Here is a 25,782-nt window from a genome sequence, read left to right as displayed (position 1 = left end):
AGGCGGCGCGGACGCGCGCTCACTTCACTTCGAACACGGGAACGGCGGGCGCGCCCGTGCCGCGGCAGTCGGCGTCGTACATCGATTCGACCTGCACCGGAGGCACGGCGAAGACGCCGCGCGTCGTCGCGCGCACGCGGTAGAGCAGCGTCGTCTCCCGGTCTTCGCCGCGCGTCGGCGAAAACGCGCCGAACGCGAGGAAGCGGTCGTAGCGGCGTTCACGCGCGCGCTCATGGAAGCCCGAGGCCTTTTCTTCGGCGCCGCGCGCGTTCACGGCGGCGCGCGTCGCGAGCGTCTCGTCCTCGATTTCGAGCCCGCCCGGAAGCAGGTCGCAAATCACGGCGCTCTCGCACGCGACGTCCGCGCGCACGCGGACGCGCACCGTGAGCAGATCTCCCGCCGCGCACGACGTCACGGGCTCGCCCCGCGCGTCGAGATATTCGCGGGAGACGGTGAACCCGGCGGCGACGTTCTCGGCGCGCTCCGGCGTTTCGCGCGTGCGCTCGAAGACGTAGAGCGGGCGCGTTCCCGTGTTCCTCACGACGACGGGACTGCCGCCGGCGATCTTCATCGAAGCGGCGAAAGGCTTTTCCTCGCCCGCGACGAAGACGCGCGCGCTCTCCGTGCCCGCGCCGCCGTCCGCGGCGAGAAACGCGGCGAGCCCGAACGCCGCCCACGCGTTCGCCTGCGTCGTGCCCCAATAGCCGCTCGCGCGCATGTTTTCGACGAGGAAGCGCGCCAGTTTCGGACACGCGGCGTCGCCCGGCGCGATTTCGCAGAGCAGCCGCAGCGCGATGCCGGCGCGGCGCACGGGCGAGTCGATGCACGTCGCGCCCGAGCCCGGCGCGCGCGTGATCGCGGCGACGTCCGCGGCGGCGGCGGCGATCTCCTTCGCGCCCTCGGCGGCGTATCCGGATTTTACCGACGCCGCTCCCGCGAGCAGGCGCGAGAACGCGTCGCCCGCCGTCTCCGCTTCGCGCGCGAGCGCCTTCGCGGCTTCCGCCGCCCTGCCGTTTCCGGCGGACGCGGCGAGATAAAGCGCGTAGGCGCGCTCCGCCAGCGGAGAACGCGTGTCCGTCGCGCGCCCGAAAAGCAGCGAGCTCAGCTCCGCGCGGCGCTGCGCGGAGAGCGCGAATCCCGCCGCGTCCGCCTCCAGCTCGAAGTGGCACGCGAAGAGCGTTCCCGCGTCCCAGGGTTCCGACGAGCCGGGCCACATCGCGTAGGCGCCGCCGCGGCAGCGCATCGTCGCGATGCGGGAAAGCGCGGCGCGGACCTTCGCCGCCGAAGTTTCCGCGAAACCGTCGGAAACCACGCCGGCGCGGACGAGCGCCTGCGTCGCGAGCAGCGGAAACGCCGCCGCCGCCGTCTGTTCGAGGCAGCCGTACGGATACGCGCCGAGCCATTCCAGCGCGCCGGCGACCGCGAGCGCGGGCGTGCCGACGGAGACCTCGCCGAAGGCGGACGCGTTCGCGAACGCGGCTTCCGCGCCGGGCTCAAGCTTGGTCACGGCGACGCGATCGACCGCCGGAATCGGCGCGCGCACGCGCAGCCCGAGCTTCTCGGAGGAGACGACGCGCCCGTCCGCGTCGAGCACCTCGAACGCGATCGAGCCCGCGCCGCACGCGGCGTCCGCCTTCAGGCGTTCGCGCGCGACGCGCTTTTCGCCGCGCTTCACCGCGCCGAAGCTTCCCGACGCCTTTTCGGCGCCGTTCACGAGCAGACGCCACGAAAGCGCGCCGTCGGGAAGGTCGGAATTGAAGATTTCCGCGACGGCGTCGAACTCGTCTCCGGGAGCGAGCGCGCGCGGCGTCGTCAGCTTCACGGAAACGGGACGGCGCACGACGAAATTCGCCTCGGCGGAGCCCGTGCGTTCCGCGTCCAGCGCGAACGCCATCAGGCGCATGCCGCCGTCGAAATCCGGCAGGTCGAGCGTCGTTTCGGCGAAGCCTTCGGCGGGAACGTCGATCGGTTCCGCGACCGCGACGGCGCTGAGCTTCGCCTCTTCGTCCTCGCCGAGGAATTTCCGCAACGCCGCGCCGCCGCCGATCAGCGACTCACGCCTGGCGAGCACCGGATAGAACGAGCCGTAGCCGTCGCCGAATTCATACGGACAATCGTATGTGCCGAAGAAATACGAAAACGCATCGGGCGTGCGGAACGCGCTCAGCGAGAGCACGCCGCGGTCCACCGCCCAAAGCTGCACGCGGCCGGCGATCGGCTTCCCGTCCGCGTCCGCGAGTTCGACGCGCACAGGCGCCTTTTCGCCCGGACGCGCGACGGCGGGAACGCGCAGCGAAACATGCATGCGCCGTGCGCGCTGGTCCACCGGAAGCAATCCGACGCCGAAAAGCCGACGCATTTCCTCGCCCTTTTCGAAGCCGGGGACGGGCACTTTTCCGCAGACCGTCACCGAGAAGAAGCGGCTGCCGAGCGACGTGCCTTCAGGCACCGCGAGCTCGAAGACGTTTTTCCCGGGAACGACCGGAAACGTGCGCGTGCCTTCGATTTTTTCGGAGCCGAAGAGGAGCACGGCGGAGCCGGCGAACGGCGACTCGAAGGAAATCTTCGCCGTCGTCCCCGGCGCGTAGCGCTCCGCGTCGAACGTGAACGCGAGGTCCGAAAAGTCTCCCGAACGCGAACCCGTTTCGCCGAACCAATGATAAAATTCGCGCGCGTGCAGGCGCGTTCCCGCCTCGTCGAAGATTTCCAGAAGATAGCTGCCCGCGCTCGGCACGGGCACGGCGATTTCGCGCGCCGAATCGTCGAACGCGATTTCGCCCGCGGGCGTGTCGAGACGCTGCCATTCGCAGGAGGCGACGCCCTCCGCGTTTTCGCGCACGACGTAGCCCCACTCGCGGCGCGTCAGCGCGGCGCGGAATTTCGCGCCCGTCGGCGCGACGCGCTTTTCGTCCGGCGAAAGCGCGCACACCTCGAAGACGCGGCGCGCGGGCTCGACGGCCGCCTCACGCGTGCCGAAATAAAAATTCGCGTAATGAATTTTTACCGACGTTTTCGCGGAGACGACGCGCGAACCCGCGGCGCTCGACGCGGAAACCGTCACTCGGGAAACGAGGGGCTGCGTCGCGGCGGCGGGAAATTTCGGATCGTCGAACACGGCGGAAAACGCGCCCGCGGCGTCCGTGCGCGTCTTCACGGGCGCGTCGTCGCGCTTGGGCTCGTCGGGCATCGGCGCGCCGAATTCGAACTCGGCGAACTCCGACGCGCTCGGCGAGAAATCCGTGAAGAACGTTTCGCGTTCGAGGGAAACGTCGCCGTCGGCGAGTGGCGCGCCGAAGTAATACGCGGCGTTCCCGCTCACGCGCGTGCGCCCGTCCTCGCGCGTCGAGGCGAGCGAGAGCGAGAAGGTGTCGGGCACGTAGTCGGCGACGCCGAAGCGCGCGCTCCCGAACGTCTGCTCCGTCTGCCCGGGAATGCCCATCGACACGCGGTAGCCGCCCGTCGCCGCGAACGCGGGGATTTCGATTTCCGTGCGGTAAAATCCGAACTCGTCGCCGACGGCGAGAGCGCCGCCGAGACGGGTTCCGTCCGGAGCCCGCACTTCGAATTCCGCGGGAACGCCGGCGCTCGCGCGCCTGTCGGAGCCGTCGCGCAGGCTCGCGTAAATGCGCATCGTCTCGCCGGGGCGGCAGACGCCGCGCTCGGGGAAGACGTACGCCTTCGCCCCCGGGCGCTCGAAGCCGCGCCCGCCGCGCCGCGCCCACAGCGAGCGCAGCGAGAGGAACGTGCGGTCGCCGTCGAGCTCGGCGAGAATCAGCCAGGGCGAATCCTCGCGGTCGGCGAGCTCCGGCAGCGTCAGCTTCACGAAGCCGTCGGCGTCCGTCTTCGTGTCCGCGACCCAGCGCTTTTTGCGCGAAAAGACGGAGACCTTCGCGCCCGCGACGGGAGTGTTTCCGGAGATGTTCTTCACGACGACGGCGACCTCGTCGCCGTTTCGCGCCGCCTGAATCACGAGATCGGTGACGACGACGATGCGCCGTTCCCGCCGCCAGTAGGAATCGGGATCGCCCGCCTCGACGAGATACAGCCCCGGCCTGCGCGCGACGCCGATTTTTTCGAGCTCCAGAGAAAAGACTTCCGCGCGGTTGCGGGCGATTTTCGGACGGACGCTTTCGTTGAAGATCGGGCGCGAGCACTCCCACGACGCGGGACGCTCGACGAAGTCCGCGATGCGGTCGGGATAGACTTCGCGCGTCTCGATGCTGACGCGGGCGACGTTGCGCAGCTGCAGCGGCAGCGCGAAATCCGGCGCGGACGGCGCGACGAAGCGACCGCTTGAAACAAAGCCGAAAATCTCGGGCAGATCCGGCATGGAAAAGGAGAACGTCCGGCTTTTTCCGCTCGGCGCGGCGAGTTTTCCCGCGAGCTCGCCCGAGACGGAGATCTCGTAGCTTGTCCCGGGCGCGTAGTCGGCGAAGACGCCGACGAGGGCGTCGCCGCGCGGCACGAGCTTGAAATCGACCGCGGGAACGATCTTGAGCGCGCGGCGGAGCGCCTCGGAATCGACGGCGTCGGAAAAGCGCAGGTCGGCGCAGCGCGAAGGCGCGTCGAACGAAAAGTCCGTGACGGACAGCGGCGGCACGGCGGCGGGCGCGGGTTCGGGCGCGGGCACCGTCGCGGGAGCGGGTTCGGCGGCGACGCCGAAAGGCGCCAGCGCCGCGACGAGAGCGAAAGGAATGCGTTTCAGGAATTTCATGACGGAAAGGATGCGTTTTTCGGGAACGGAAACGTTTCGGACGCGCCGCGCCGATGCGGCGAACCGAACATGCGCGACGGTCAGTCGTAGAGCCTGCGGGTTTTCCCAATCCGTTCCCGCCGTCGTTCCCGTGCGACGAGACGGCGCGCGTTATAAATCCGCCGCCTCTTTTTTTTCAAGAATTTTTCGGGAAAGGCGGCGTCTTCCCGCTTCATTCAAGGGGAAATTCGTTTACGGAACAAGTTCGAGGAAGGCGATTTCCGGCGGGCAGAAAAGACGCGCGGGAACGATGCTCGTGCCCAGGCCGCGCGTGACGAAAAGAGCGCTTCCCGTCGCGGGAACGCGGAAAAGCCCCGCGGGAAAGGCGCGCCCAACGCCGCGGCACGACGTCGTGACGGGAACGCCGCCCGGAAAACAGATCTGCCCGCCGTGCGTGTGCCCGCAGACGGCGAGATCGACCGTCTCGTTCAGGAACGGAGCCACGTCCGGCGAATGCGAAAGCAGCACGAAAGGCGTTTCCGCGCCCGCTTCGGCGGGTCTGCGCGGCACCCAGTCCGCGTCGAACTCCGAAAAATAGCCGTGAGGATCGAGCGTGCCGCCGAACGCGACGCGCACGCCGTTCCGCAGCGTCGCGACGCACGCGCCCTTGCCGTCGAAAACGCGGACGCCCGCCTCGCGCAGCGCCTCGGCGACCGCGCGCGATCCGACGTAGGCGTCGTGATTGCCGAGCACGGCGAAGACGGGAACGCGCGCGGCGAGCTCTCGAAACCGCGCCGCGATTTCGCGCGGTTCCATGGAGGCCGCGCGGGAATGCCCCTTCGCGAAGTCGCCGAGCAGCAGCACGGCATCGGGATCCGCCGCCGCGAGCGCCGCCGCGATCCGTTCCGCGCGGGCTTCGTCGCCCGGCGCGAAGTGAAAATCGCCCGCGACGGCGAGCAGCGCGCGCTTGTCCGTCCCCGCCCAGGACGCGACGGGAACGCGCAGCCGCGTCTCCGTCAGGCGGTTCGGCTCGACGAAGACGCCCCAGCACGCGACCGCCGCGCAGGCCAGCGCGCAGGCGGCGCAGAAGGCGACGAAGCGCCCTTTCGCGTTTCCGAAAATCATGCCCTTCAGTAAACGCCTTCGCGCGCGGAAAGGCAACTCCGCCGGAACCGGGAAAAATTTTTGAGAACGAATCTTAAAATTTTTGTTGACATATAAGAATGAATCTCATTTTCTTAAATCATCGTTTTTCTTCAAACCAACCATGAAAATAAGCAAGTTATCAAAGCCGGCCCTGGTGTCGGCAGCGGCGTTGAGCGCCGCAGCTAACACGCTTGCCGGTGTGTTTGTCATCACCGACGACGCCTGTCCCGCCTCGAAGGGCGATCTGGAGGCTCACCTGAACTGGGAGAGCACCATCGCCACGGATCACGGGAAAGCAGTATCCTCCGCGCCCTCGCTCGAGCTGGCGTACGGAGCGACCGAAACTCTCGAAATCGCGTTCTCGCTCGACTTCGGGCACGACTACGTGGGCCGCGGCCGAGCGCGCAAGCTCGACGAGAGCCACGTCAACGACCTCAACTTCACGGGAATTTCCGTGGGGCTGAAGAATCAGATCCTCGACCCCGAGAACGCGGAAAATCCGTTCGGGCTCGCCTTCGTCGGAGGTTTCTCCTGGGCGTGGGCGGCGACGAATCAGGACAGCGCGCGCGACCTGACGTTCGAGCTCGGTCTGAACTTCCAGAAAAACCTGCTCGACGGCGACCTGATTCTGGCGTTCACGCCGGGCGTCGCGCTCACGTCGGTGAAAGGCGACAAGGCGGAGACCGGCAGCTCGGACTCGACCTTCGACTCCACGGAATACACGCTCGCGGCGGGCGCCTCGTATCAGCTCGCCGAAGGCTGGCGCGTCGGTCTCGAAGGCGTCTGGTCCATCGCCTACGACGCGGACGGCTACGCGGACGACCAGTTCTACGCGGGTCCGAACGTGTGCTACGAAGCGGACAGCTGGTGGTTCACGGCCTGCGTCGCGCCGCGCCTGTTCTCGACCGCGGACGAGGTGATCGTCTCCGCGCAGATCGGGTATGCGTTCTGAAAAAAGTTGAGGAGTTGAGAGTTGAATCGGCGGCTTCGCGCCTGTTGATTCGGCGGAGCCGAGGAAAACTCTCTCGAGCGGAGCGAGAATCAACAGCGAGCGCCGCGAGCGATTCAACTCTCAACGCTCAACATTCATCTCTTCCCCTTTCCGCGGGAACGCGAAACGATGTTTTGCCATATCTTTCGTTTCCGTTTTCGCGTTCCCGCGGACTCCCGGGGGAAGATTCTTGAAAATGAAAATCATTTGAAAAGCCCTCGACGCGAAAGCTAAAATATCATGCTCACAAATTTTCTTCAGAAAATGATTCCGTTATCTGAAATCAAAATCGGCCAGCGCGCGCGCGTCCAGACGATGGACGTGGACGACTCGGTCAACCAGCGTCTGCTGGCCTTCGGGCTCACGCCGGGCGCGCAGGTGCGCGTCGTGCACGTGGCGCCTCTGGGCGATCCCATCGCGATCGCGTTTTCCTCGCAGAAAGTGATGATCCGCCGCGCGGACGCCGCGCGCGTCATGGTGGAACTCGAAAGCGAAAGCAAGTGACAAGAGAATTCCGCGAGGATTTTTCAAAAAAGTTTCGCCTTGGCGAAACCCGCACTGCTCCTGTCACCAGTCACTTATAACCTGTCTCTCCTTGACAGACAACCCGCGCACCGCGACCGCGGCCCGCAAAAATTTTCACGAAATTTCACGATAATGGACAACAACAACGAATCTCACGGCGAATGCTGTCGCCGCCGCTGCTGCCGCGACGACGACGCTGCCGCCGACGTTCCCGCGGCGCGCCGCGAATCTTCCGGCCTGCCGAACGTCGCCCTCGTCGGCAACGCGAACACGGGAAAAACCACGCTCTTCAACTCGCTCACGGGCCTGCGCCAGCACGTCGGCAACTATCCCGGCGTGACGGTCACGAAGTATTCCGGCCCGCTGAAGCTTTTTCACGGCGAAAAAATCGAGCTCACCGACCTGCCCGGCATCTATTCGCTCGCGGCGGCCTCGCTCGACGAGCGCGTCGTGATCGACGTGCTTTCCGGTCGTCTCGAATCCTCGGGAACGCCGAAGCCGGACGCCATCGTCTGCGTCGCCGACGTGAACAATCTGCGCCGCAATCTCTTTCTCGCGACGCAGGTCGCCGAGCTGGGCATCCCGATGGTGCTCGTGCTCAACCAGATCGACGTCGCGCGCAAGGACGGGCTCGTCGTCAACACCGACCTGCTGCGGGAACGCCTCGGCATTCCCGTGATCGCCGTTTCCGCGCGGCGCGGCGAAGGCATCGACGCCGTCCGCCAGGCGATCGCCGACGTGCTCAAGAACGGCGACCGCATGAAGACCGTCTCCTGGAACGCGGGAACGCGCAAGGCGCTCGCCGTGCTGCGCGGCGCGCTTTCCGAGGAGAACAGCCGGAAGATTTCCGACGCCGAGCTGCAGCGCGTCATCTTCGACGTCGCCTCGCCGATCGCCGACCGTTTCGCGGGCGAGGACATCGAGAAAATCGGCGCCGCGCTCAAGGAGGCGCGCGAATGCATCCGCGCCGCGGGTGAAAATCCGCACTCGACCGAGGCGCTCCAGCGCTACGAGTTCATCCGCGAGACGCTCGCGGGAGCGACGCGCCGCGAAAAGGACCGCACGACGTTCACGTCGATCGCGGACAAGCTGCTGCTGCACCGCGTCTTCGGCGTGGCGATCTTCCTCGCCGCGATGTACGGCGTTTTCTGGTGCATCTACACGCTCGCGGCGTTCCCGATGGACTGGATCGACGGCTGGTTCGGCGCGCTCGGCGAATGGGTCGGCTCGCACATGGAATCCATGCCGATCGCGCGGTCGCTCGTGGTGGACGGCGTCATCGGCGGCGTCGGCGGCGTGCTCGTCTTCCTGCCGCAGATTCTGATTCTTTTCTTCTTCCTCGGCCTGCTCGAATCGACGGGCTACATGGCGCGCGCGGCGTTCCTGATGGACAAGCTGTTCGGCTGGTGCGGGCTCAACGGCAAGAGCTTCGTGCCGATGCTTTCCGGCTACGCGTGCGGCATTCCCGGCATCATGAGCGCGCGCACGATCGAGGACCCGAAGGCGCGCCTCGCGACGATTCTCGCCGTGCCCTTCATGAGCTGCGGCGCGCGCATGCCCGTGTACGTGCTGATGTGCGCCCTGCTCGGCCGCATCACCGACCCGACGACCGCCTCGACCGTGTTCGTCGCGATGTATTTCGTCGGCATCCTCGTCGCCGTTCCCGTGGCGTGGATCTACACGCGCTTCGTGCTGAAGTCGAAGGCCGCGCCCTTCGTGCTCGAAATGCCGCGCTACCAGCTGCCGCGCCTGCGCGACGTCGGCCTGCGCGTGTGGCAGAGCGGGCTCGAATACACGCGGCGCGCGGGAACGATCATCTTCGCGATGTCCGTCGTCGTCTGGGCGCTCTCGTATTTCCCGCGCAGCGAAGAAACCGCCGACGCCGCGCGCGCGGCATACGTCGCCGAACAGTCCGCCGAACTCGGCGTTCCCGCGGAGGTTTTCGAGAAAAAACTCGCCGACGCCGAAGCCGCGGAAACGCCCGACGAAGCGCAGGAGGAAATCGTCGCCGCCGCCGAAAACAGAATTTCCGAGGCCTACCTCGAAAATTCCTACCTCGGGCGCTTCGGCAAGTTCTGCCAGCCCGTCTTCGCTCCCGCGGGATTCGATTGGCGCATCACCGTCGGCGTGCTCGGCTCGTTCCCGGCGCGCGAACTCATCGTCTCGACGCTGGGCATCACCTACAGCCTCGGCGGCGACGTGGACGAGGAGAACGAAGGCCTCTACGACGCGATGGAGAAGACGACGCACGCGGACGGCTCGCCCGTGTTCACGATTCCGGTCATCGTCGGCATCATGGTGTTCTTCGCCCTGTGCGGACAGTGCCTCGCGGAAATCGTCGTCATCGCCCGCGAATCCTCGTGGAGATGGGCGATCGTCGCCTGGGCGCAGATGACGTTCCTCGCCTGGCTCGGCGCCGTCCTCTGCTACCAGATCGGCAGCCTGCTCTGAGGGAAAGATCAGAGCTTAAAGGTTAAAGCTTAAAGAAGCCTGGAGGCGAATGATTCGAAGTTGAGGCGCTCAAAAGGGAGCTGGGAGCCGGTAACTTGAAACTGGAGATTTCTCGGAGAAGTTTTCAAAAAAGCAATGCTCCAGTCACCTGTTGCCAGCTACCAGTTTCTTTTTCGGAGAAGCCGAACGCACTGCGTCATTCGTTATTCTCCATCAACTATTAATTGCAGAATCTTCCCATGTTCGACGTCATCTTCGCCGCGGTCTTCGTGCTCGGAGCCGTCATCTACCTCGGGTTCCGCCTGAGAAAGAAAATCCGTTCGATGCGCGACCCGCACGCCTCGCCGGGCTGTTCCTGCGGCTGCGGCTGTTCCCGCAGGTCCGCCCTCCCGCCCCGCCTCCGCAAAAAGTGATTTCCCCTTTCGCTCAAAGAAAAATCAGTTGAAAAAACACGTTCCCGCGGGATTCTTTCCCGCGGGGACGCGCCTTTTTTCTCTTCGGGAAACGATTTTCGCGGGTCAGGAAATTTTCCGGACCTGCGCGGCGACGAAATCCGCCAGCGCGAGCAAATGCTCCGTGCCCGGCGTTCCCGCGTAAGGCGCGAGCGCGTCCGCGGCAAGCCGCGTTTCCTTCAGAAAATATTCCCGGCTTTCGCCGAAGACGCCTGCCGCGCGCATCCGCTCGGAAACGTCGCCGAGCGCGAGCGTTCCCGCGCGTCGAGACCGCGGAAGAAAAGAATCTCCGGCAGCGTGAATTTCCCGCTGGAGAGATCCGTGCCGAGCGTTTTCCCGATCGCGGACTCCGTGCCGAGATAGTCGACGATGTCGTCAAAAATCTGATACGCGCGCCCGAGGTGCCGGCCGAAGCGCGCGAACGCCGCTCCCGCGTCCGCGCCGCGCCCGGCGAGCGAGGCGCCGAGCAGCGCGCTGACCTCGAAGAGCTCGCCGGTCTTCATTTGGATGATTTCGAAATAGTCTTCGAGCGAAAGCGCCGCGTTCCCGCGCTCCGTCGTCAGCCAGATTTCCCCGGTGCAGATTTTGCGCGTCGCGACGGCGAGCGCGCGGCAGAGCTCCACGTCGTCGAAGTCCGACATCAGCTTGAGCGCGTGCGCGAAAATCGCGTCGCCGAGCAGCACGGCGGTGTGCGCGCCGTATTTGGCGAAAAGCGTCGGCGAGGCGTGGCGCAGCGCAGCGTCGTCGAGAATGTCGTCGTGGACGAGCGTCGCGAGGTGAATCAGCTCGACCGTCGCGGCGGCGCGCACCGCGTCCGGCTCGACGACGTCTTCGCCTTTCCAGCCGGAAAAAAACACGAGCGCCGGGCGCAGTCTTTTCCCGCGATGCGCGAACGTGTAGCGCAGGCTTTCCCGCGGCGACGGCGCGCGAGGCTGGCGACGCCGCTCAAATCTTGATCGTTCTAGGAGTGCTTGTTTCGGTAGGCTTCGGAATTTTCGTGTTCGTCTGCACTTTGCTGGACAGCCGGCCCGGAAAGAATGAATACGGGCAATCCGAAAAATATCTCTGAGGCCGGCTGATCGGCCGGGGCGATCCCTTCATGCGAAAGCGCGAACGCGCGCTCTCACTTCGAGCCGTCCGGCCACGGGCAAGGTTTTCCCGTCGCCTTCACGATCGGGCGCGTCGCGTCGTTCTTTTTCAGGAACTTCGTCAGCGTCCGCGCGAGCTTCCTCGCCTCGCCCGGCTTTTCCTCCGACAAATCGCGCGTTTCGCCGATGTCCTCGCTCAGATCGAAAAGCATCGTTTTGCCGTCGTCGTAAAAATGCACGAGCTTCCATTTGCCCATGAGAATCGCCGACTGCGGCGCGCCGATGCGCCCGTTGTTCTCGCCCCAGAAATTCGGGTAGTGGAAGAAGAGCGGCCGATTCGCGTCCGCCTTTTCCCCGCGGAGCGCGGGAACGAAACTTTCGCCGTCGATGCGCTGGGCGGTTTTTCCCGCGTCCGCTCCCGCGATTTCGAGAATCGTCGGGAAAAAGTCCTCGATGACGACGGGAGCGTCGCAGACCGTTCCCGCGCGCGTGACGCCGGGCCAGTAGGCGATCATCGGCTCGTGGATGCCGCCCTCGAAGCAGGATCCTTTCCCGCCGCGTCCCGGCGCGTTCCCGTTGGAATGATGGCCGCCGTTGTCCGACATGAAAATGACGACGGTGTTCTTTTCCAGCTCGGGGTCGCGTTCCAGTCGGTCGAGAATGTCGCCCAGAGACTTGTCCATGCCCGCGATCATCGTCGCGTAGGTTTTCGCCTGCCCTTTCAGCGCGGGATAATCCGTTTCGAAACGGTCGTCGAAAGCGCGGTCCGCCGAATACGGCGCGTGAACGGCGTATTGCGACATGTAGAGGAAGAAAGGCTTGTCCGAAGCGACGGCGGCGTCGATTTCGGCGAGCGCCGCGCGCGTCAGCGCCTCCGTCAGACAGCAGCCGTCCTTGTTGTAGGCGGAAAGCCCCAAAACCCTGTTCCCGCCGACTCCGTAGTTGTAGCCGCCGTCGGCGAGCGCCTGCTTTTTGTTCACGAGATAGGTTTCCGGACCGCCGATCGCCGAACCTGCGATGTTCACGTCGAAGCCGAGATTGCGCGGATCGGACGCCAGCGTCTTCGGCGTGCCGAAATGCGCTTTCCCGACGTGAATCGTGTGATAGCCGCCCTTGCGCAGAAGCTCCGGCAGCGGCGTCGCCGGGAACACGTTTTTGATTTTTTCCTTCGAACCGCTCGGCGACATGCCGTTGATGTTCCATTGCTCGAAATCGAGCGTGCGGTGCCGCGCGTCCGTGGAAACGTCGCTGCGCACGTTGGACGTCCAGTTCGTCACCTTGTGCTGCGCGGCGTTCGCTCCCGTGATCAGGCTCACGCGCGTCGGCGACGAAACCGGGCACGCGTAGGCGCGGACGAATTTCACGCCCTTCGCCGCGAGCCGCTCCATGTTCGGCGTCTTGTAGCGCTTGTTCAGCTCGCTTTTTTCGTTCCCGTAAAACGGCACGCTGGTGTCCTGCCAGCCCATGTCGTCCACGAGAAAAAGAACGATGTTCGGTTTTTCCGGCGTTCCCGCGGCGCAGAGCGCCGCCGCGCTGAAGAAGGGGAGAAGTGCAACTGGAATTTTCATGCGCACACCATAAGAAGCCGCCCGCCCCGCTTCAAACCCGTTCTTTCTTTCCGAATCGCGGCGAACACGCAACGGGAAGCGGAAAATTTTCATCGCGAATTTTGAAATTTCAACGCGCGCGTTCTCCGCCCATAATTTCCGCAAAAAAAAATGCGGGCAACGGACTGGCAGTCGGCGGCGGAAAATCTGGCGGCGCGCGTCGCTTTCGGGAATGCCGCGGACGCGCTTCTCGAAGCGGCGGAGCGCGGCGGGAACGCGCCCGTCGCGTGCGCCTGTTCCGGCGGCGCGGATTCGCTCTGCGCCCTGTTGCTGCTTTGGGCGAAATTTCCGCGCCTGCGGGAACGCTTGCTCGTCCTGCATTACGATCACGCCGCGCGGGAAGACAGCGCGGCGGACGCGGAATTCGTCCGCCGCGTCGCCGCCGCGCTCGGCGTTCCCGCGCGCGAAATCGAAGCCGCGCTCGCCGACGTCGAAGTCTCGCTCGAAGAGAGCGCCGTCGCCGCGCTCGCCGAAGAGCTCGAAGCGCACGTCGAAGGGCTGAAGAGCCTCTTCGTCAAAGACCGCGCGGCCGCGCTCGAAGTCGCGCCGGAGTTCGTTTCCGCGGCGCTCGCGAAGGACAATCTCGCGGCGGGGCTCGACAACGCCGTTTCCGAGGCCTACCTCGAAAATTCCTACCTCGGGCGCTTCGGCAAGTTCTGCCAGCCCGTCTTCGCTCCTGCGGGATTCGATTGGCGCATCACCGTCGGCGTGCTCGGCTCATTCCCGGCGCGCGAACTCATCGTCTCGACGCTGGGCATCACCTACAGCCTCGGCGGCGACGTGGACGAGGAGAACGAAGGCCTCTACGACGCGATGGAGAAGACGACGCACGCGGACGGCTCGCCCGTGTTCACGATTCCGGTCATCGTCGGCATCATGGTGTTCTTCGCCCTGTGCGGACAGTGCCTCGCGGAAATCGTCGTCATCGCCCGCGAATCCTCGTGGAGATGGGCGATCGTCGCCTGGGCGCAGATGACGTTCCTCGCCTGGCTCGGCGCCGTCCTCTGCTACCAGATCGGCAGCCTGCTCTGAGAACGCAACGGATAACTGACAGTGAATAATGAATAACGGATTGCGTTCGGCTTCGCCGAAAGAATTTCAAAAAATATTTTCCGCACTGCGTTATTCATTATTCATTATTCACCATCAACTATTAATTGCATCTTCCCATGCTCGACGTCATCTTCGCCGCGGTCTTCGTTCTCGGAGCCGTCATCTACCTCGGGTTCCGCCTGAGAAAGAAAATCCGTTCGATGCGCGACCCGCACGCCTCGCCGGGCTGTTCCTGCGGCTGTTCCCGCAGGTCCGCCCTCCCGCCCCGCCTCCGCAAAAAGTGATTTTCCCTTTCGCTCAAAGAAAAATCAGTTGAAAAAACACGTTCCCGCGGGAACGCGGAAGCTCGGCGTCCTTCTGCTTATTTGAAGAAGTCGCCGAGGGAGCCGAAGCCGGAGGAAGAGCCGCCCGTGGAGAAACGGCGCGGCGAAGCGTTCCCGCGGTCGTCGCGGCGTCCGCCGAAGCCGTTCCCGCCGCCGAAGCCGCCGCGGCGCGGAGCGTTCCCGCGGCGGGCGTCGCGGTCGGAGAAGTTTTCGCGCGCGCTGCGGGCGCCCTTTTCCGGATTCGTCTTCATCGAAAGCCCGATGCGGCGACGCGGAACGTCCACCTCCATCACGGTCACGGAAACCTTCTGCCCGACCTTCACGACGTCCGCCGGGTCCTTCACGAAATCGTCCGCGAGCTGCGACACGTGCACGAGCCCGTCCTGGTGGACGCCGACGTCCACGAACGCGCCGAACGCCGTGACGTTCGTCACGATGCCCGGCAGGCGCATGCCTTCCTTGAGGTCGGAAATCTCGTGCACGCCTTCCTTGAACGCGAAGACTTCGAATTTTTCGCGCGGGTCGCGTCCGGGCTTTTCGAGCTCCTTCAGAATATCCTGCAGCGTGGGCAGCCCGACGTCGTCCGACACGTATTTCTTCAGATCGATGCGGGCGCGCAGGCGTCCGTCGGCGAGCAGCGCGGGAACGTCGCAGCCGAGATCCGCCGCCATTTTTTCGACGAGCGCGTAGCGTTCCGGGTGCACGGCGGAAGCGTCGAGCGGATGCTCGCCGCCTCGGATGCGCAGGAAGCCCGCGCACTGCTCGAACGCCTTTTCGCCGAGGCGCGGCACGTTCTTCAGCTCTCGGCGGGAACGGAAGGCGCCGTGTTCGTCGCGGTAGGCGACGATGTTCGCGGCGATGCTCGCGTTCAGTCCGGAAACGTAGCTGAGCAGCTGCTTCGACGCGGTGTTCACCTCGACGCCGACCCGGTTCACGCAGGAAACGACGACGTCGTCCAGCGAGCGCTTCAGCGCGATCTGATTCACGTCGTGCTGATACTGCCCGACGCCGATGCTCTTCGGATCGATCTTCACGAGCTCGGCGAGCGGGTCCATCAGGCGGCGGCCGATGGAGACCGCGCCGCGCACGGTGACGTCCTCGTTCGGAAATTCCTCGCGCGCGACTTCGCTCGCGGAATAAATCGACGCGCCGCTCTCGTTCACGACGACGACGGGAATCGACGCGGGCAGCCCGCAGCCGCGCACGAACGTCTCCGTCTCGCGCGACGCCGTGCCGTTGCCGATTGCGATCGCCTGAACCTTGAACTGATGGCAGAGAATGCGGATGCGGTTTTCCGCATCGGCGTACTGCGCCTGCGATCCCGCGGTCGGAAAAATCACTTCGTGGTGCAGCAGCTTGCCCTGCGCGTCGAGCACGACGAGCTTGCAGCCCGTGCGGAAACCGGGATCGAGCGCGAGTACGCTCTTCTGCCCGAGCGCGGGCGCCATGAGCAGTTCGGAAACGTTCGAGGCGAAGACGCGTATCGCCTCCTCGTCCGCGCGCTCCTTGGACTTGAGGCGCGCCTCCGTCTCGAGCGAGGGCCCGAGCAGGCGCTTCCACGAATCGTGCGACGCCGTGCGGACTTCGTTCCCGCAGGCGCCGTTCCCGCCGACGAAGATCTTGTCGAGCCGGGAAAACGCCTCGTCCTCGTTCACCGTGATGCGGAAGAAGAGAAAGCCTTCCTTTTCGCCGCGGCGAATCGCGAGCACGCGGTGCGACGGCGCGGACGCGAGCGGCTCGCTCCATTCGAAGTAGTCCTTGAACTTCGCGCCCTCCTCTTCCTTGCCTTTGATGACCTCGGAAGAAAGCTCGGCGGATTTTTCGTAGATTTCGCGGCAGGCCGCGCGCGCCGTCTTGTCGTCGGAAATGCGCTCGGCGAGAATGTCGCGCGCTCCCGCGAGCGCGGCGGCGACGTCGGGCACCTCCTTGTCGGGCGCGACGAATTTCGCGGCTTCGGCGGCGGCGTCCGCGTTCTGATTTTCGAAGATGAAGTCGGCGAGCGGCCCGAGTCCGCGTTCCCGCGCGATCGTGGCGCGCGTGCGGCGCTTCGGGCGGTAGGGCGCGTAGAGGTCTTCGAGTTCAGTCGAAGTCGAAGCCTTTTCGACGGCGGCCTTGAGCTCGGGCGTGAGGTGCTTGTTCTCCTCGAGAGACTTGAGGATCGCGGCGCGGCGGGCGTCGAGCTCGCGCAGGCGTTCGAGGCGGTCGCGCACGGCGGTGATCTGAACTTCGTCCATTTCGCCGGTCGCCTCCTTGCGGTAGCGCGCGATGAAGGGCACGGTCGCGCCTTCGGCGAGGAGCCTCGCGACGGCGCTCACGCGCGCGACGCCCAACCCCGTTTCCTGCGCGATGCGCAGCACGTATTCGGAAAGGGAAGCAGTGATTTCCATAAAATGAAGGAGCGGAGAAGCCGAGAAGCGATGATGTCGGACGGGAAAGGACGGCGCGCGCCCGCGGCGTTCCCGCGCGCGTGTGCGGCGGGAACGCGGGAAGACGGCGTCACTCGGCGGACTTCGCCTCCCACTCGTAGTGGTAGGTGTCCTCTTCCTCCTTGACCTTTTCGCGGTCGCCCTTGTGCCACCACCAGAAGATCGGCGCGGCGAGGAAGATCGACGAGAACGTGCCGATGATGACGCCCCAGATGAAGACCTTGCCGTATTCGGCGACGTCGCCCGCGCCGAAATACGCGAGCGCGCAGGCGGTGAGGAACGTCGTGACGGACGTGAGCATCGTGCGCGTCAGCGTGCGGTTGATCGAAAGGTCGATCACGTCGCCGAGCTTCATGTTCGGGTTGAGCTCGAGCTCCTCGCGGATGCGGTCGAAGACGACGATCGTGTCGTTGATCGAATAGCCGGCGACCATGAGCAGCGCGGCGATCATCGACGCGGAAAGCTGGCCGCCGCAGGCGAGATAGACGAACGTGACGATGACGATGTCGTGCAGCGTCGTCAGCAGCGCGGCGACGCCGAATCCCGTTTCGAAGCGCAGCCCGACGTAAACGGCGATGCCGAAGAGAGCGACGAGCAGCGAAATGATCGTGCCGCGGATGAGCTGAGCGCTGACGGTCGCGCCGACCGCCTGCTTGCCGATGACGACGTCGTCGAGCGTCTTCGCGTCCGCCGGAAAGAGTTCCGGATACGTCGCGCGGATCGATTCGACGATCTTGTCGATGTTGGAAAATTCGCCCTGGGACTTGTCTTCGGTGAGCGCGCACTCGACGGCGAGCGTCTTTTCGGAGGCGCCGACCTGCTGCTGATAGACGGCGGAGACGTCGTCGATTCCGGTCTTTTTCGCAGCCGCGAGCAGCTCGCCCACGCCGATCTTTTCCTGAATCTTTTCGTCCTGGACGATGCGGAGCGTGACGGATTCGCCGCCCTTAAAGTCCTTGCCGAGGCAGTCGTTCCCGCGGATCGCGAGCGTTCCCGCGCCGATCGCGACGAACGCGCAGACGGCGGCGACGGAAAGCTTCCACTTGTTCATGAAGCGGAACGAAGGCGTCTTCGTGAACTTGACGCCGAAGATGTCCTTGAGCCAGCCGTGCTCGACGAGGAGCTCCTGCAGCCCGCGGCAGAAGACGCAGGTCGAGAAGATCGTCGTGATGATGCCGATCGCGAGCGTCACGCCGAAGCCCTTGACGGAACCCGTGCCGAGCAGAATCAGCACGACCGCGACGAGGAACGTCGTCAGCTGCGAGTCCAAAATCGTGAGAAACGCGCGGTTGTAGCCGAGCTGGACGGCGGTGCGCATGGACTTCCCGCGCGCGATTTCTTCGCGGATGCGTTCATAGACGAGCACGTTGGAGTCCACCGCCATGCCGACGGTGAGGACGAACGCGGCGATGCCCGGCAGCGTGACCGTGGCGCCGAACGCGCACTGCACGCCGAAGAGCGTCGCGACGTTGAGCGCGATGCCCAGCACGGCGATCAGCCCGCCGATGCGGTAGAACACGAGCGCGAAAAGAATCGTGCACGCGCAGCCGATGATGGCGGCGTTCACGGACTGCGTCTGCGCGTCCTTGGCGAGCGTCGCGCCGACGTTCGTCATGTCCTGCAGTTCGAGCGGGAACTCGAGCGGATTGTTCAGCGCGTTGGCGAGCTCTTCCGCCTCCTTTTTGTCGAAATTGCCGGTGATCTGCGCGCCGCCGCCGTAGATGCCGGTCTTTTTGCCGCCGGCGGAGGCGTTGATGGTCGGCGCGGACATCAGCTTGCCGTCGAGTACGATGGCGAAGCGCCCGTTCTTCGCGGAGTAAGGCAGATCCTTCGCGGCGTTCGCGTTGTCCTCGTCCGCGATGCGCTGCGTGACGTCGCCGAAGATCTTCCCGCCCGCGGACGTGAAGCTGATGCTGACGTAGCGGGAAAGCCCGTCCGTGACGGGCGTGGCGCGGCTGACGATGGAGCCCGTCGCCTCCGGCGCCTTCTTGACGTAGACGGGCGTGCGCGAGACCGCTCCCGTCTCGCGGTCCTGATGTTCGTCGAAAAGCACTTCGTAGGTCGCGACCGCCGATCCCGCGGAAGTCGGATTCGTGCGCAGGGAGACGAGCTCGCCTTCCTTCGCGTCCGCGGGCGGGAGCTCGTAGCGGTGCACGAGGCGGAACTCGAGCTTGGCGGGCTTCTTCAGCGCGTTGATGGAATCGGGATTGTTCGCCGTGTCCTCGCCCGGAAGCTGAATCTCGATCGCGTCGTTCCCGACGGGCCGGATCACGGGCTCGCTGACGCCGAAGGCGTTCACGCGGTCGCCGATGACCTCGATCGCGCGGTCGAGCTGGCCGAGCTTTTCTTCGGCGCGCGCCTCGGCTTCCGCCTTCAGCTTGGCGCGCTCTTCGTCGGTCTTCGCGCGCGCGAGCGCCTTGGCCTCCGCCTCCGCCGCCTCGGGATTGACGCGCAGCGTGAACGACACGCCGCCCTGCAGGTCGAGGCCGAGCTTGACCTTGCCCTGCGAACGCCGCAGCAGCTCCTGCAGCAGCATGTTGTTCTTCTTTTCGAGATTGGGCTCGCGCACCATCTTGATCTCCGGGAAGAACGCCTTGTTCAGATCGATCTCCTTGCCGGAATTTCCTTTGCCCGCGGCGATGTCGCGGAGCGCGGAATACGCGGTCGGCGACTTCTTGTCGGCGGGAACGCTCTCGTCGCGATAGGAAGCGACGCGGCGGTCCATCTCGGCGAGCACGCCGTCGAACGCTTCGCGGTCGTGCGTGACGACGCGGTCGACGTATTCGCGGAACGGCACGCTCGAAAACGGCAGCATGCTCGCGACCGCGAACGCGAGAACGAGCGCGGAGACGAAAAGTTTCCAGAAGATTTTGGCGGACATTTTTGCGGAAGAAAAAACGGGACTGACGAAAAAAGAGAAACGGACTGCGGAAACGCTCCGCAGTCCGCCGAAAAGAGGCTTATTCGGCCTTGCCGACGATCTGGCCGCGGACGAACGTGATGCGGCCCTGGACCACTTCGAGCGTCGCCTTCGACTCGTCGAGGGAAACGATTTTCCCGTAGATGCCGCCGGCGGTCACGACCGTGTCGCCGACCTTGAGCTCGCTCTGCAGCTTCTGCATCGCCTTGCGCTGCTTGCGCTGCGGCAGGAAGAGCAGGAACCAGAGTCCGGCGAAAAGCAGCACGTAGACGAGAATCGTCGTCATGCCGCCGCCGATGGGGCCCTGGGGCTGCGCGCCCGCGGCGTCCGTCGCGGCGTTGACCGCGGGAGCGGCCGTTTCCGCCGCCGCCTGTGCAAAAATCGAAAGATTCGTGATGATGTTTTCCATAAATGTAAAAATTTGAATTGAAGTGGCATCATGCCCTTTCGCCGCCGCGAACGCAAATTCTTTTTGCCCGCGAAGTTTTTCCGTTTTTTCTCGACGAGATTTCGGCGAAGTTTAAGAATCAAGACTTTTGAATTTTTAATCGATACAGAACAATGCTGCGCACTCACACCTGCAACTGTTTAACCATCGCCGACGCGGGGAAGAAAGTCACCCTGATCGGCTGGGTCGACACCGTCCGCGACCTCGGCGGCGTCCGCTTCGTCGACCTGCGCGACCGCGAAGGCATCACGCAGATCGTCTGCCATCCGGACAACGCGGAAGTCCACGAAATCGCGAAGGGGCTCAAGGACGAGTCCGTCATTCAGGTCACGGGAACGGTGACGCCGCGCGACGCCGACACGATCAACGAGAAGCTGCTCACGGGCACAGTCGAAGTCGTCGCCGAAAAGATCGTCATCGAAAACGTCTGCGCGCCGCTGCCCTTCCCGATGGAAGACGACAAGGCGGACAAGGTGAACGAAGACCTGCGCGGCGAGTTCCGCTATCTCGACCTGCGCCGTCCGCGCAATCTGAACCTGCTCCGCATGCGCGCGAAGGCGGGTCACGCGATCCGCAACTTCCTCGACGAGCAGGCGTTCGTCGAAGTCGAGACGCCGACGCTCTTCAAGAGCACGCCCGAGGGCGCGCGCGAGTTCCTCGTGCCGTCGCGCCTCAATCCGGGGCAGTTCTACGCGCTCACGCAGTCGCCGCAGCAGTACAAGCAGATGCTGATGGTCGCGGGCATCGAACGCTATTACCAGATGGCGCGCTGCTACCGCGACGAGGACCTGCGCGCCGACCGCCAGCCCGAATTCACGCAGGTGGACATCGAAATGTCCTTCATCGAACGCGAAGACATCTACGCGCTCATCGAAGGCATGCTCAAGCGCGTGTGGAAGGAAGTGCTCGACGTGGACATCCCGACGCCGTTCCCGCGCATGCCCTACAAGGAAGCGATGGACCGCTTCGGCGTGGACAAGCCCGACACGCGCTTCGGCATCGAAATCACGGACTTCACCGACCTCTTCAAGAACTCCGCGTTCAAGGTGTTCAACTCCGTCGCGAACACGCAGGGCAGCGTCGTCCGCGCGATCAACGCGAAGGGGCTCGAAGACATCACGCAGGGCGAGCTCACGAATCTCGAAACGATCGCGAAGACGCTCGGCGCCAAGGGGCTCGCTTTCATCAAGGCGGCGAACGGCGAATGGAAGTCGCCGATCCTCAAATTCTTCTCCGACGCGGAAAAGGCGGCGCTCAAGGAAAAGCTGAACATTGAGGACGGCGACATCGTCTTCTTCGCGGCGGCGCCGTGGGAACAGGCCTCGGCGATTCTCGGCCGCATCCGCCTCGAATGCGCCAAGCTGCTGCAGGCCCGCGGCAAGCTCACGATTTCGCCCAAACAGTTCAACTTCCTCTGGGTCATCGAGTTCCCGCTCATGCTCTGGGACGAGGAACAGAACCGCTTCGTTTCCGCGCACCACCCGTTCACCGCGCCCGTGAAGGAGGACGTGCCGCTGCTCGACACGAACCCGCACGCCGTGCGCGGCCAGCACTACGACATCGTGCTCAACGGCGTCGAGCTCGGCGGCGGCTCGATCCGCATCCACAATCCGGAAATGCAGAAAAAGGTCTTCGAGGACGTGCTCGCGATTCCGAAGGACGTCGTCGAAACCCGCTTCGGCTACATGCTCAAGGCGTTCAGCTACGGCGCGCCGCCGCACGGCGGGATCGCGCTCGGCTTCGACCGCCTCGTCACGATGCTCGCGGGCCGCAGCTCCATCCGCGACCTGCTCGCGTTCCCGAAGACGCAGCGCGGCCAGGACCTCATGGCGCAATGCCCGTCCGCCGTCACGCCGCGCCAGCTCAAGGACGTTCACATCGAGCTCCGCGACGAGGAAAAGTAACGCGCGCCGTTCCCGCTCTTTTCCGCGAAACGCGTTCCCGCCCGCCGGGAACGCGTTTTTTTTTTGCGCGCAAGAACTTCGCTCCGCGCGCGCCGGGCGCGAAAAAAGGCGTTCCCGCGGGGGCGGGAACGCCGATTCGGAGGAGAAGCGCGAAGGCGCGTCAGGCGACGCGTTCGATGATCAGACTGATGTCGTTCGGGCGCTTCGGCGCGAGACGGTAGGCGCTGCGGAAGTATTCCATCGCCTTGTCGAGATTCGACTCGTCGTTGTAAAGGATTTCGACAAGCGCTTCGCCCTGCTTCACCTGCGTGCCGACCTTCTTCAGGTTGACGAGCCCGACCGCGGGATCGTAGGAGCCGTCCTTGCGGCGCGCGAGCTCCTGAACGCCGCGGGCGATCATTCCCGCGTTGATCATGTGCACGTAGCCGCGTTTCGCCGCCGGAAGCTTCTTGACGTATTTCGCCTTCGGGAACTTCGCGGGATCGTCGATCCAGTCGGTCTTGCCGCCCTGGGCGACGACCATGTCGCGGAATTTCTTGAGCGCGGAACCGTCCTTGAGCGCGCGCTCGACGGACTGCTTCGCCGAAAGAGTCGAACCGGCGACGCCCGCAAGGCGCACCATCTCCATGCCGAGCTTGAGCAGCAGCTCCTTCAGATCTTCCGGACCTTCGCCCTTGAGCAGCTCGACGACTTCGAGAATCTCGAGCCCCGTGCCGACGGAATTGCCGAGCGGCTGATTCGCGTCCGTCACCAGCGCGACGCAACGGCGGGACATGCCGCGCGCGACGCGCGTGACCGTACGGGCGAGCTGCTTCGCCTGTTCGAGGTCGCGCATGTAGGAGCCGTTGCCCCACTTCACGTCCACGACGAGGCCTTCGCAGCCTTCGGCGAACTTCTTGGAAAGGATGCTGCTCGTGATGAGCGGAAGGCTCGAAACCGTCGCCGTGTGCTGGCGCAGCTCATAGAGCATGTCGTCGATCGGCGCGATCTTCGGGCTCTGCTCGACGACGGCGCAGCCGACCTTCTGCAGGACGCGCTCGTAGTCCTTGGGCGCGAGATCCGCCTTGAAGCCGGGAATCGCCTTCATCTTGTCCACCGAGGTGATGATGAAGTCCTCGTCCTTGGAGACCATCGTGGGCACGACGACGCCGCACGCCGAGGAAAGCGCCGCGAGGGCGATCGTCGTTTTGTCGCCGACGCCGCCGGTGGAGACCTTCGACATCTTCGGGTCGGTGATGCGGTCCAGCTCGACCGTGTCGCCGGAGAACATCATCTCCTCGGAAAGCGCGGACATTTCGTTCGCGGACATGTTCTTGAAATAAATCGACATGAGGAGCGCCGCCTGCTGGGACTCGGGCATTTCGCCGTCGATGATGGCGTCCACGATCGTCCGGATCTCGTCGCGCGTAAACTCGCCGCCGTCGCGCTTCTTCTCGATGAGATACGCATAAGTCGATCGCATGTCTTTTCTGCTGTCAGTTTTCTTGTCTGCCATTATATTGTTTCCTGTTGTGAATAAGGGATTTTCAAAGCTCTACGTATGAGCGACAGGATGCGCAAAATTTTTCAAAAGTCGAGAAAAAAATTCTCGACAATTCCCGCAAGGCGTTGTAAGCGGGCGCGTTTTTTCCGAAACTTTCGCCGCGTTTCGGCGTTGCCCTCTTTCCGCGAACGCAACAGATTATGTCCCATATGAAAAGCAAACGCCTCACCCCTCCGACCTCCGCGCGGGAACACCGCCGCGGCTTCACGCTGATGGAGGTCATCATCGTCATCGCGCTCATCGCGCTGATCGTCGGCGCCGTCTCCGGCAACCTGACGGGCATTTTTTCCGACAATCAGAAAAAAATCGCCGAGACGGACATCCAGGCTCTGGAGACGCCGCTCTTCGCCTACCAGATCAAGCACGGCTCCTATCCGACGACGGAGGAAGGCCTGCAGTCCGTCGTCGATTCCGGCGAGCTGAAGAAGCTTCCCGAAGATCCGTGGAAGCGCCCGTTCCGATACCGCTTTCCCGCGCAGAAGAGCAAGAACGGCTACGACCTGTGGTCGCTCGGGCCGGACGGCGTCGAAAGCGACGACGACATCGGCAACTGGCAGCCGTAAGCCTTCCCGAGGACGATGCCCGCAGCCCGACGGCAAGCCCCCGCGCCGCGTTCCCGCGCGCGCGCCTTCACGATGATGGAACTGCTCGTCGTCATCGCGCTGCTCGGGCTCGTCTCCGCGTTCGTCGCCGTGCGCTTCGACGCGCTCGTTCCCGCGCTGGCGGAGCCTTCCGCCGAAGCCTCTGCGCGGCGGGCGTTCGCGCTCGCGTCCCATCGCGCGCGGACGCTCCGGCGCGCGTTCTTCGTCCGGCTCGACGCGGACGGAAGCGCGCTCTCGGTCGAAGACGCGGACGGGAACGCCGACGCCGTCTTTCCGCTGCGTCGGGACGGAAACGCGCCCGCGCTCCGGCTCCTCGCCGACCCGCGCGACGGCGCGACGCTCTTCGTTCCCGCGCGGCTGCGCGAAATCGACGCCGCGGAATTCCATCCTTCGGGCTGCGCGACGCCGACGCTCGTCGAAATCCTCAAAAACCGGAAGACGGAAAAAATCCTGCAGGCGGATCCGTTTTCGGGCGCGCTGACGGAAAGGAAGACGCTGTGAACCGCGCGCGTTCCCGCCGGGCGTTTTCGCTGCTCGAAGTCGTCGTCGCCGTCGCGATCTTCGCGACGACGGTCTCGGTGCTGCTCGCCGCCGTCGGCAACGTCTACGCGGCGCAGAGCGCGCTTTCGCGCCTCGACGACCGGCACGCCGACCGCCTCGAAATCCTGCGGACGCTGCTCGCCGATTCCGAGAACGACGTCGACAAGCTCGAAACCGGCGGAGACTTCCGCACGCTCGACGGCAAAAGCGTGCGCTGGCGCGCCTTCGCCGAAGAGACGCCGCAGGCGGGCCTTTTCCGCGTCGTCGCCGAAATCGAATGGCCCGGCGATCCCGAGCCCGAAACGCTCCCGTTCTTCGTCTTCCGTCCGGACTGGAAGGCGCAGTTCGACAACCAGGAAGTCCTCCTCGAAAACCTGCGCGAAGCGTTCCCGAGCGACCGCTTCGACACCTATTGAACCGCCGTGCGTTCCCGCGTCCGCAAAGCCTTCACGCTGCTCGAGGTCATCGTCGCCGTCGCCCTCGCGGGCGTGCTGCTCACGGCGGCGGCGGGCGTCGTGATGAACGTCGTGCGCGTCTGGGAAAAATCCGGCGACGTCGCCTCGCTCGACCGCCATCTTTCCGGGCTCGAGCGCTTTCTCGGCGTCCTCGCGGACGCGCAGCGCAAGCTGCGGATCGCCCGCTCGAGCGACGGGAAAAACGTCGTCGGCTGCACGTGGACACGACCGCCCGGGCTCGACGAGACGTTCCCGCGCTTCGAGATCGTCGAGACGTTCCCGCTCTTCGCGCTCGACGAAAACCCGCAGCCCAAGCTCGAAGCCTGGCTTTTCTGGGACGCCTCGGGGCTGTGGCTGATCTCGCAGACCGCGCGGCAGAAGAACGAAGACGAAAACGCCGCGACCTGGACGCTGCTTTCGCCGTTTCTGGAAAGCGTCTCCGTGCACGCCCGGGACGCCGAAGCCGGCGCCTGGGAAAGCGTCGATTCCGTGGACGAAAGCGTGATCCAGAGCCGCGCGATCCGGCTGCGCCTGCGTTTCCGCGACGGCAAAGTCGCGCGGGAACACACGCTCGCGCTCTCCGGAACCGAGACGCCGGGAGGGACTTTTTTCTGA

At 64.8% G+C, this 25,782-nt stretch carries 20 protein-coding genes; 11 read left to right on the top strand and 9 right to left on the bottom strand.

The features are described from left to right. Positions 1-19 precede the first annotated feature (19 nt). Both ACQREB_RS06925 and ACQREB_RS06920 read right to left on the bottom strand, forming a co-directional pair. A complete protein-coding gene (locus ACQREB_RS06925) occupies positions 20-4,714 on the bottom strand; it encodes an alpha-2-macroglobulin family protein (protein ID WP_427766945.1) in 4,695 nt (1,564 codons plus the stop codon). Positions 4,715-4,945: 231 nt separating this feature from the next. After that, complete coding sequence (locus ACQREB_RS06920; RefSeq protein ID WP_427766943.1) at positions 4,946-5,818, bottom strand: metallophosphoesterase; 873 nt, start codon at positions 5,816-5,818, stop codon at positions 4,946-4,948. Between the two features lie 220 nt (positions 5,819-6,038). Between ACQREB_RS06920 and ACQREB_RS06915 the strand changes: the two genes are divergently transcribed. The 4 genes from ACQREB_RS06915 to ACQREB_RS06900 all read left to right on the top strand — a co-directional run bounded on the left by ACQREB_RS06915 (position 6,039) and on the right by ACQREB_RS06900 (position 10,219). Next, a complete protein-coding gene (locus tag ACQREB_RS06915) occupies positions 6,039-6,791 on the top strand; it encodes a hypothetical protein (RefSeq protein WP_427766940.1) in 753 nt (250 codons plus the stop codon). Positions 6,792-7,094: 303 nt separating this feature from the next. Next, complete coding sequence (locus ACQREB_RS06910) at positions 7,095-7,334, top strand: FeoA family protein (RefSeq protein WP_427766937.1); 240 nt, start codon at positions 7,095-7,097, stop codon at positions 7,332-7,334. 153 nt (positions 7,335-7,487) lie between these two features. Then, positions 7,488-9,806 (top strand): ferrous iron transport protein B, encoded by a 2,319-nt coding sequence (gene feoB / locus ACQREB_RS06905; protein WP_427766935.1) that lies wholly within the window; start codon positions 7,488-7,490, stop codon positions 9,804-9,806. 239 nt (positions 9,807-10,045) lie between these two features. Next, positions 10,046-10,219: a hypothetical protein gene (locus ACQREB_RS06900; RefSeq protein WP_427766933.1), complete on the top strand. Its 174-nt coding sequence runs from the start codon at positions 10,046-10,048 to the stop codon at positions 10,217-10,219. Between the two features lie 105 nt (positions 10,220-10,324). Here the strand turns inward: ACQREB_RS06900 and ACQREB_RS06895 are convergent, their stop codons facing one another. The 3 genes from ACQREB_RS06895 to ACQREB_RS06885 all read right to left on the bottom strand — a co-directional run bounded on the left by ACQREB_RS06895 (position 10,325) and on the right by ACQREB_RS06885 (position 12,914). Further along, entirely contained in the window at positions 10,325-10,483 is a 159-nt protein-coding gene (locus tag ACQREB_RS06895) for a hypothetical protein (RefSeq protein ID WP_427766930.1), read from the bottom strand. Continuing rightward, on the bottom strand, positions 10,438-11,163 hold the full coding sequence (locus ACQREB_RS06890; protein WP_427767021.1) for a polyprenyl synthetase family protein: 726 nt from the start codon (positions 11,161-11,163) through the stop codon (positions 10,438-10,440). Before ACQREB_RS06890 ends, ACQREB_RS06895 begins: the two co-directional genes overlap by 46 nt. A gap of 218 nt (positions 11,164-11,381) precedes the next feature. Further along, positions 11,382-12,914, bottom strand: coding sequence for a sulfatase (locus ACQREB_RS06885; protein ID WP_427766928.1), 1,533 nt, complete (start codon positions 12,912-12,914; stop codon positions 11,382-11,384). A 150-nt stretch (positions 12,915-13,064) separates the two neighbouring features. Here ACQREB_RS06885 and ACQREB_RS06880 point away from each other — a divergent pair, with 150 nt between their 5' ends. Both ACQREB_RS06880 and ACQREB_RS06875 read left to right on the top strand, forming a co-directional pair. Continuing rightward, positions 13,065-13,985, top strand: coding sequence for a nucleoside recognition domain-containing protein (locus tag ACQREB_RS06880; protein WP_427766926.1), 921 nt, complete (start codon positions 13,065-13,067; stop codon positions 13,983-13,985). A 137-nt stretch (positions 13,986-14,122) separates the two neighbouring features. Continuing rightward, positions 14,123-14,290 carry a hypothetical protein gene (locus ACQREB_RS06875; RefSeq protein ID WP_427766923.1) on the top strand — a complete coding sequence of 56 codons (168 nt, stop codon included), beginning with the start codon at positions 14,123-14,125 and terminating at the stop codon, positions 14,288-14,290. 77 nt (positions 14,291-14,367) lie between these two features. Here ACQREB_RS06875 and ACQREB_RS06870 read toward each other — a convergent pair whose 3' ends face one another. From ACQREB_RS06870 to yajC, 3 genes are all read right to left on the bottom strand, one after another. Then, positions 14,368-16,716: a Tex family protein gene (locus tag ACQREB_RS06870; RefSeq protein ID WP_427766921.1), complete on the bottom strand. Its 2,349-nt coding sequence runs from the start codon at positions 16,714-16,716 to the stop codon at positions 14,368-14,370. Between the two features lie 109 nt (positions 16,717-16,825). Further along, entirely contained in the window at positions 16,826-19,636 is a 2,811-nt protein-coding gene (gene secD, locus ACQREB_RS06865; protein ID WP_427766918.1) for a protein translocase subunit SecD, read from the bottom strand. 79 nt (positions 19,637-19,715) lie between these two features. After that, on the bottom strand, positions 19,716-20,084 hold the full coding sequence (gene yajC / locus ACQREB_RS06860; RefSeq protein WP_427766916.1) for a preprotein translocase subunit YajC: 369 nt from the start codon (positions 20,082-20,084) through the stop codon (positions 19,716-19,718). 152 nt (positions 20,085-20,236) lie between these two features. Between yajC and aspS the strand changes: the two genes are divergently transcribed. Beyond that, positions 20,237-22,027: an aspartate--tRNA ligase gene (aspS, locus tag ACQREB_RS06855; RefSeq protein ID WP_427766913.1), complete on the top strand. Its 1,791-nt coding sequence runs from the start codon at positions 20,237-20,239 to the stop codon at positions 22,025-22,027. A gap of 160 nt (positions 22,028-22,187) precedes the next feature. Here the strand turns inward: aspS and ACQREB_RS06850 are convergent, their stop codons facing one another. Continuing rightward, on the bottom strand, positions 22,188-23,489 hold the full coding sequence (locus ACQREB_RS06850) for a thymidine phosphorylase (protein ID WP_427766910.1): 1,302 nt from the start codon (positions 23,487-23,489) through the stop codon (positions 22,188-22,190). Between the two features lie 230 nt (positions 23,490-23,719). On the opposite strand from ACQREB_RS06850, the gene ACQREB_RS06845 reads away from it, so the two are divergent. The 4 genes from ACQREB_RS06845 to ACQREB_RS06830 are packed head-to-tail and all read left to right on the top strand — an operon-like array spanning position 23,720 to position 25,782. Then, entirely contained in the window at positions 23,720-24,133 is a 414-nt protein-coding gene (locus ACQREB_RS06845) for a type II secretion system protein GspG (protein ID WP_427766908.1), read from the top strand. A gap of 15 nt (positions 24,134-24,148) precedes the next feature. Further along, complete coding sequence (locus ACQREB_RS06840; protein ID WP_427766906.1) at positions 24,149-24,673, top strand: type II secretion system protein; 525 nt, start codon at positions 24,149-24,151, stop codon at positions 24,671-24,673. Beyond that, positions 24,670-25,128, top strand: a complete 459-nt coding sequence (locus ACQREB_RS06835) for a PulJ/GspJ family protein (RefSeq protein WP_427766903.1) — start codon at positions 24,670-24,672, stop codon at positions 25,126-25,128. Before ACQREB_RS06840 ends, ACQREB_RS06835 begins: the two co-directional genes overlap by 4 nt. 6 nt (positions 25,129-25,134) lie before the next feature. Next, a complete protein-coding gene (locus ACQREB_RS06830; protein WP_427766900.1) occupies positions 25,135-25,782 on the top strand; it encodes a PulJ/GspJ family protein in 648 nt (215 codons plus the stop codon).

It is taken from the genome of Candidatus Spyradosoma sp. SGI.093, from assembly GCF_050314555.1.
GTDB lineage: Bacteria > Verrucomicrobiota > Verrucomicrobiia > Opitutales > UBA953 > Spyradosoma.
Note: the sequence above shows the minus strand (reverse complement) of the source record. Positions and strands in the feature narration are given on the sequence as shown.

Coding starts and splice junctions, on each gene's coding strand:
- ACQREB_RS06870 (WP_427766921.1), bottom strand. CDS start 16,716: ATGGAAATCACTGCTTCCCTTTCCGAATACGTGCTGCGCATCGCGCAG.
- ACQREB_RS06880 (WP_427766926.1), top strand. CDS start 13,065: ATGCGGGCAACGGACTGGCAGTCGGCGGCGGAAAATCTGGCGGCGCGC.
- ACQREB_RS06840 (WP_427766906.1), top strand. CDS start 24,149: ATGCCCGCAGCCCGACGGCAAGCCCCCGCGCCGCGTTCCCGCGCGCGC.
- ACQREB_RS06850 (WP_427766910.1), bottom strand. CDS start 23,489: ATGCGATCGACTTATGCGTATCTCATCGAGAAGAAGCGCGACGGCGGC.
- ACQREB_RS06925 (WP_427766945.1), bottom strand. CDS start 4,714: ATGAAATTCCTGAAACGCATTCCTTTCGCTCTCGTCGCGGCGCTGGCG.
- feoB (WP_427766935.1), top strand. CDS start 7,488: ATGGACAACAACAACGAATCTCACGGCGAATGCTGTCGCCGCCGCTGC.
- ACQREB_RS06875 (WP_427766923.1), top strand. CDS start 14,123: ATGCTCGACGTCATCTTCGCCGCGGTCTTCGTTCTCGGAGCCGTCATC.
- ACQREB_RS06885 (WP_427766928.1), bottom strand. CDS start 12,914: ATGAAAATTCCAGTTGCACTTCTCCCCTTCTTCAGCGCGGCGGCGCTC.
- ACQREB_RS06920 (WP_427766943.1), bottom strand. CDS start 5,818: ATGATTTTCGGAAACGCGAAAGGGCGCTTCGTCGCCTTCTGCGCCGCC.
- yajC (WP_427766916.1), bottom strand. CDS start 20,084: ATGGAAAACATCATCACGAATCTTTCGATTTTTGCACAGGCGGCGGCG.
- ACQREB_RS06895 (WP_427766930.1), bottom strand. CDS start 10,483: ATGCGCGCGGCAGGCGTCTTCGGCGAAAGCCGGGAATATTTTCTGAAG.
- ACQREB_RS06910 (WP_427766937.1), top strand. CDS start 7,095: ATGATTCCGTTATCTGAAATCAAAATCGGCCAGCGCGCGCGCGTCCAG.
- aspS (WP_427766913.1), top strand. CDS start 20,237: ATGCTGCGCACTCACACCTGCAACTGTTTAACCATCGCCGACGCGGGG.
- ACQREB_RS06845 (WP_427766908.1), top strand. CDS start 23,720: ATGAAAAGCAAACGCCTCACCCCTCCGACCTCCGCGCGGGAACACCGC.
- ACQREB_RS06900 (WP_427766933.1), top strand. CDS start 10,046: ATGTTCGACGTCATCTTCGCCGCGGTCTTCGTGCTCGGAGCCGTCATC.
- secD (WP_427766918.1), bottom strand. CDS start 19,636: ATGTCCGCCAAAATCTTCTGGAAACTTTTCGTCTCCGCGCTCGTTCTC.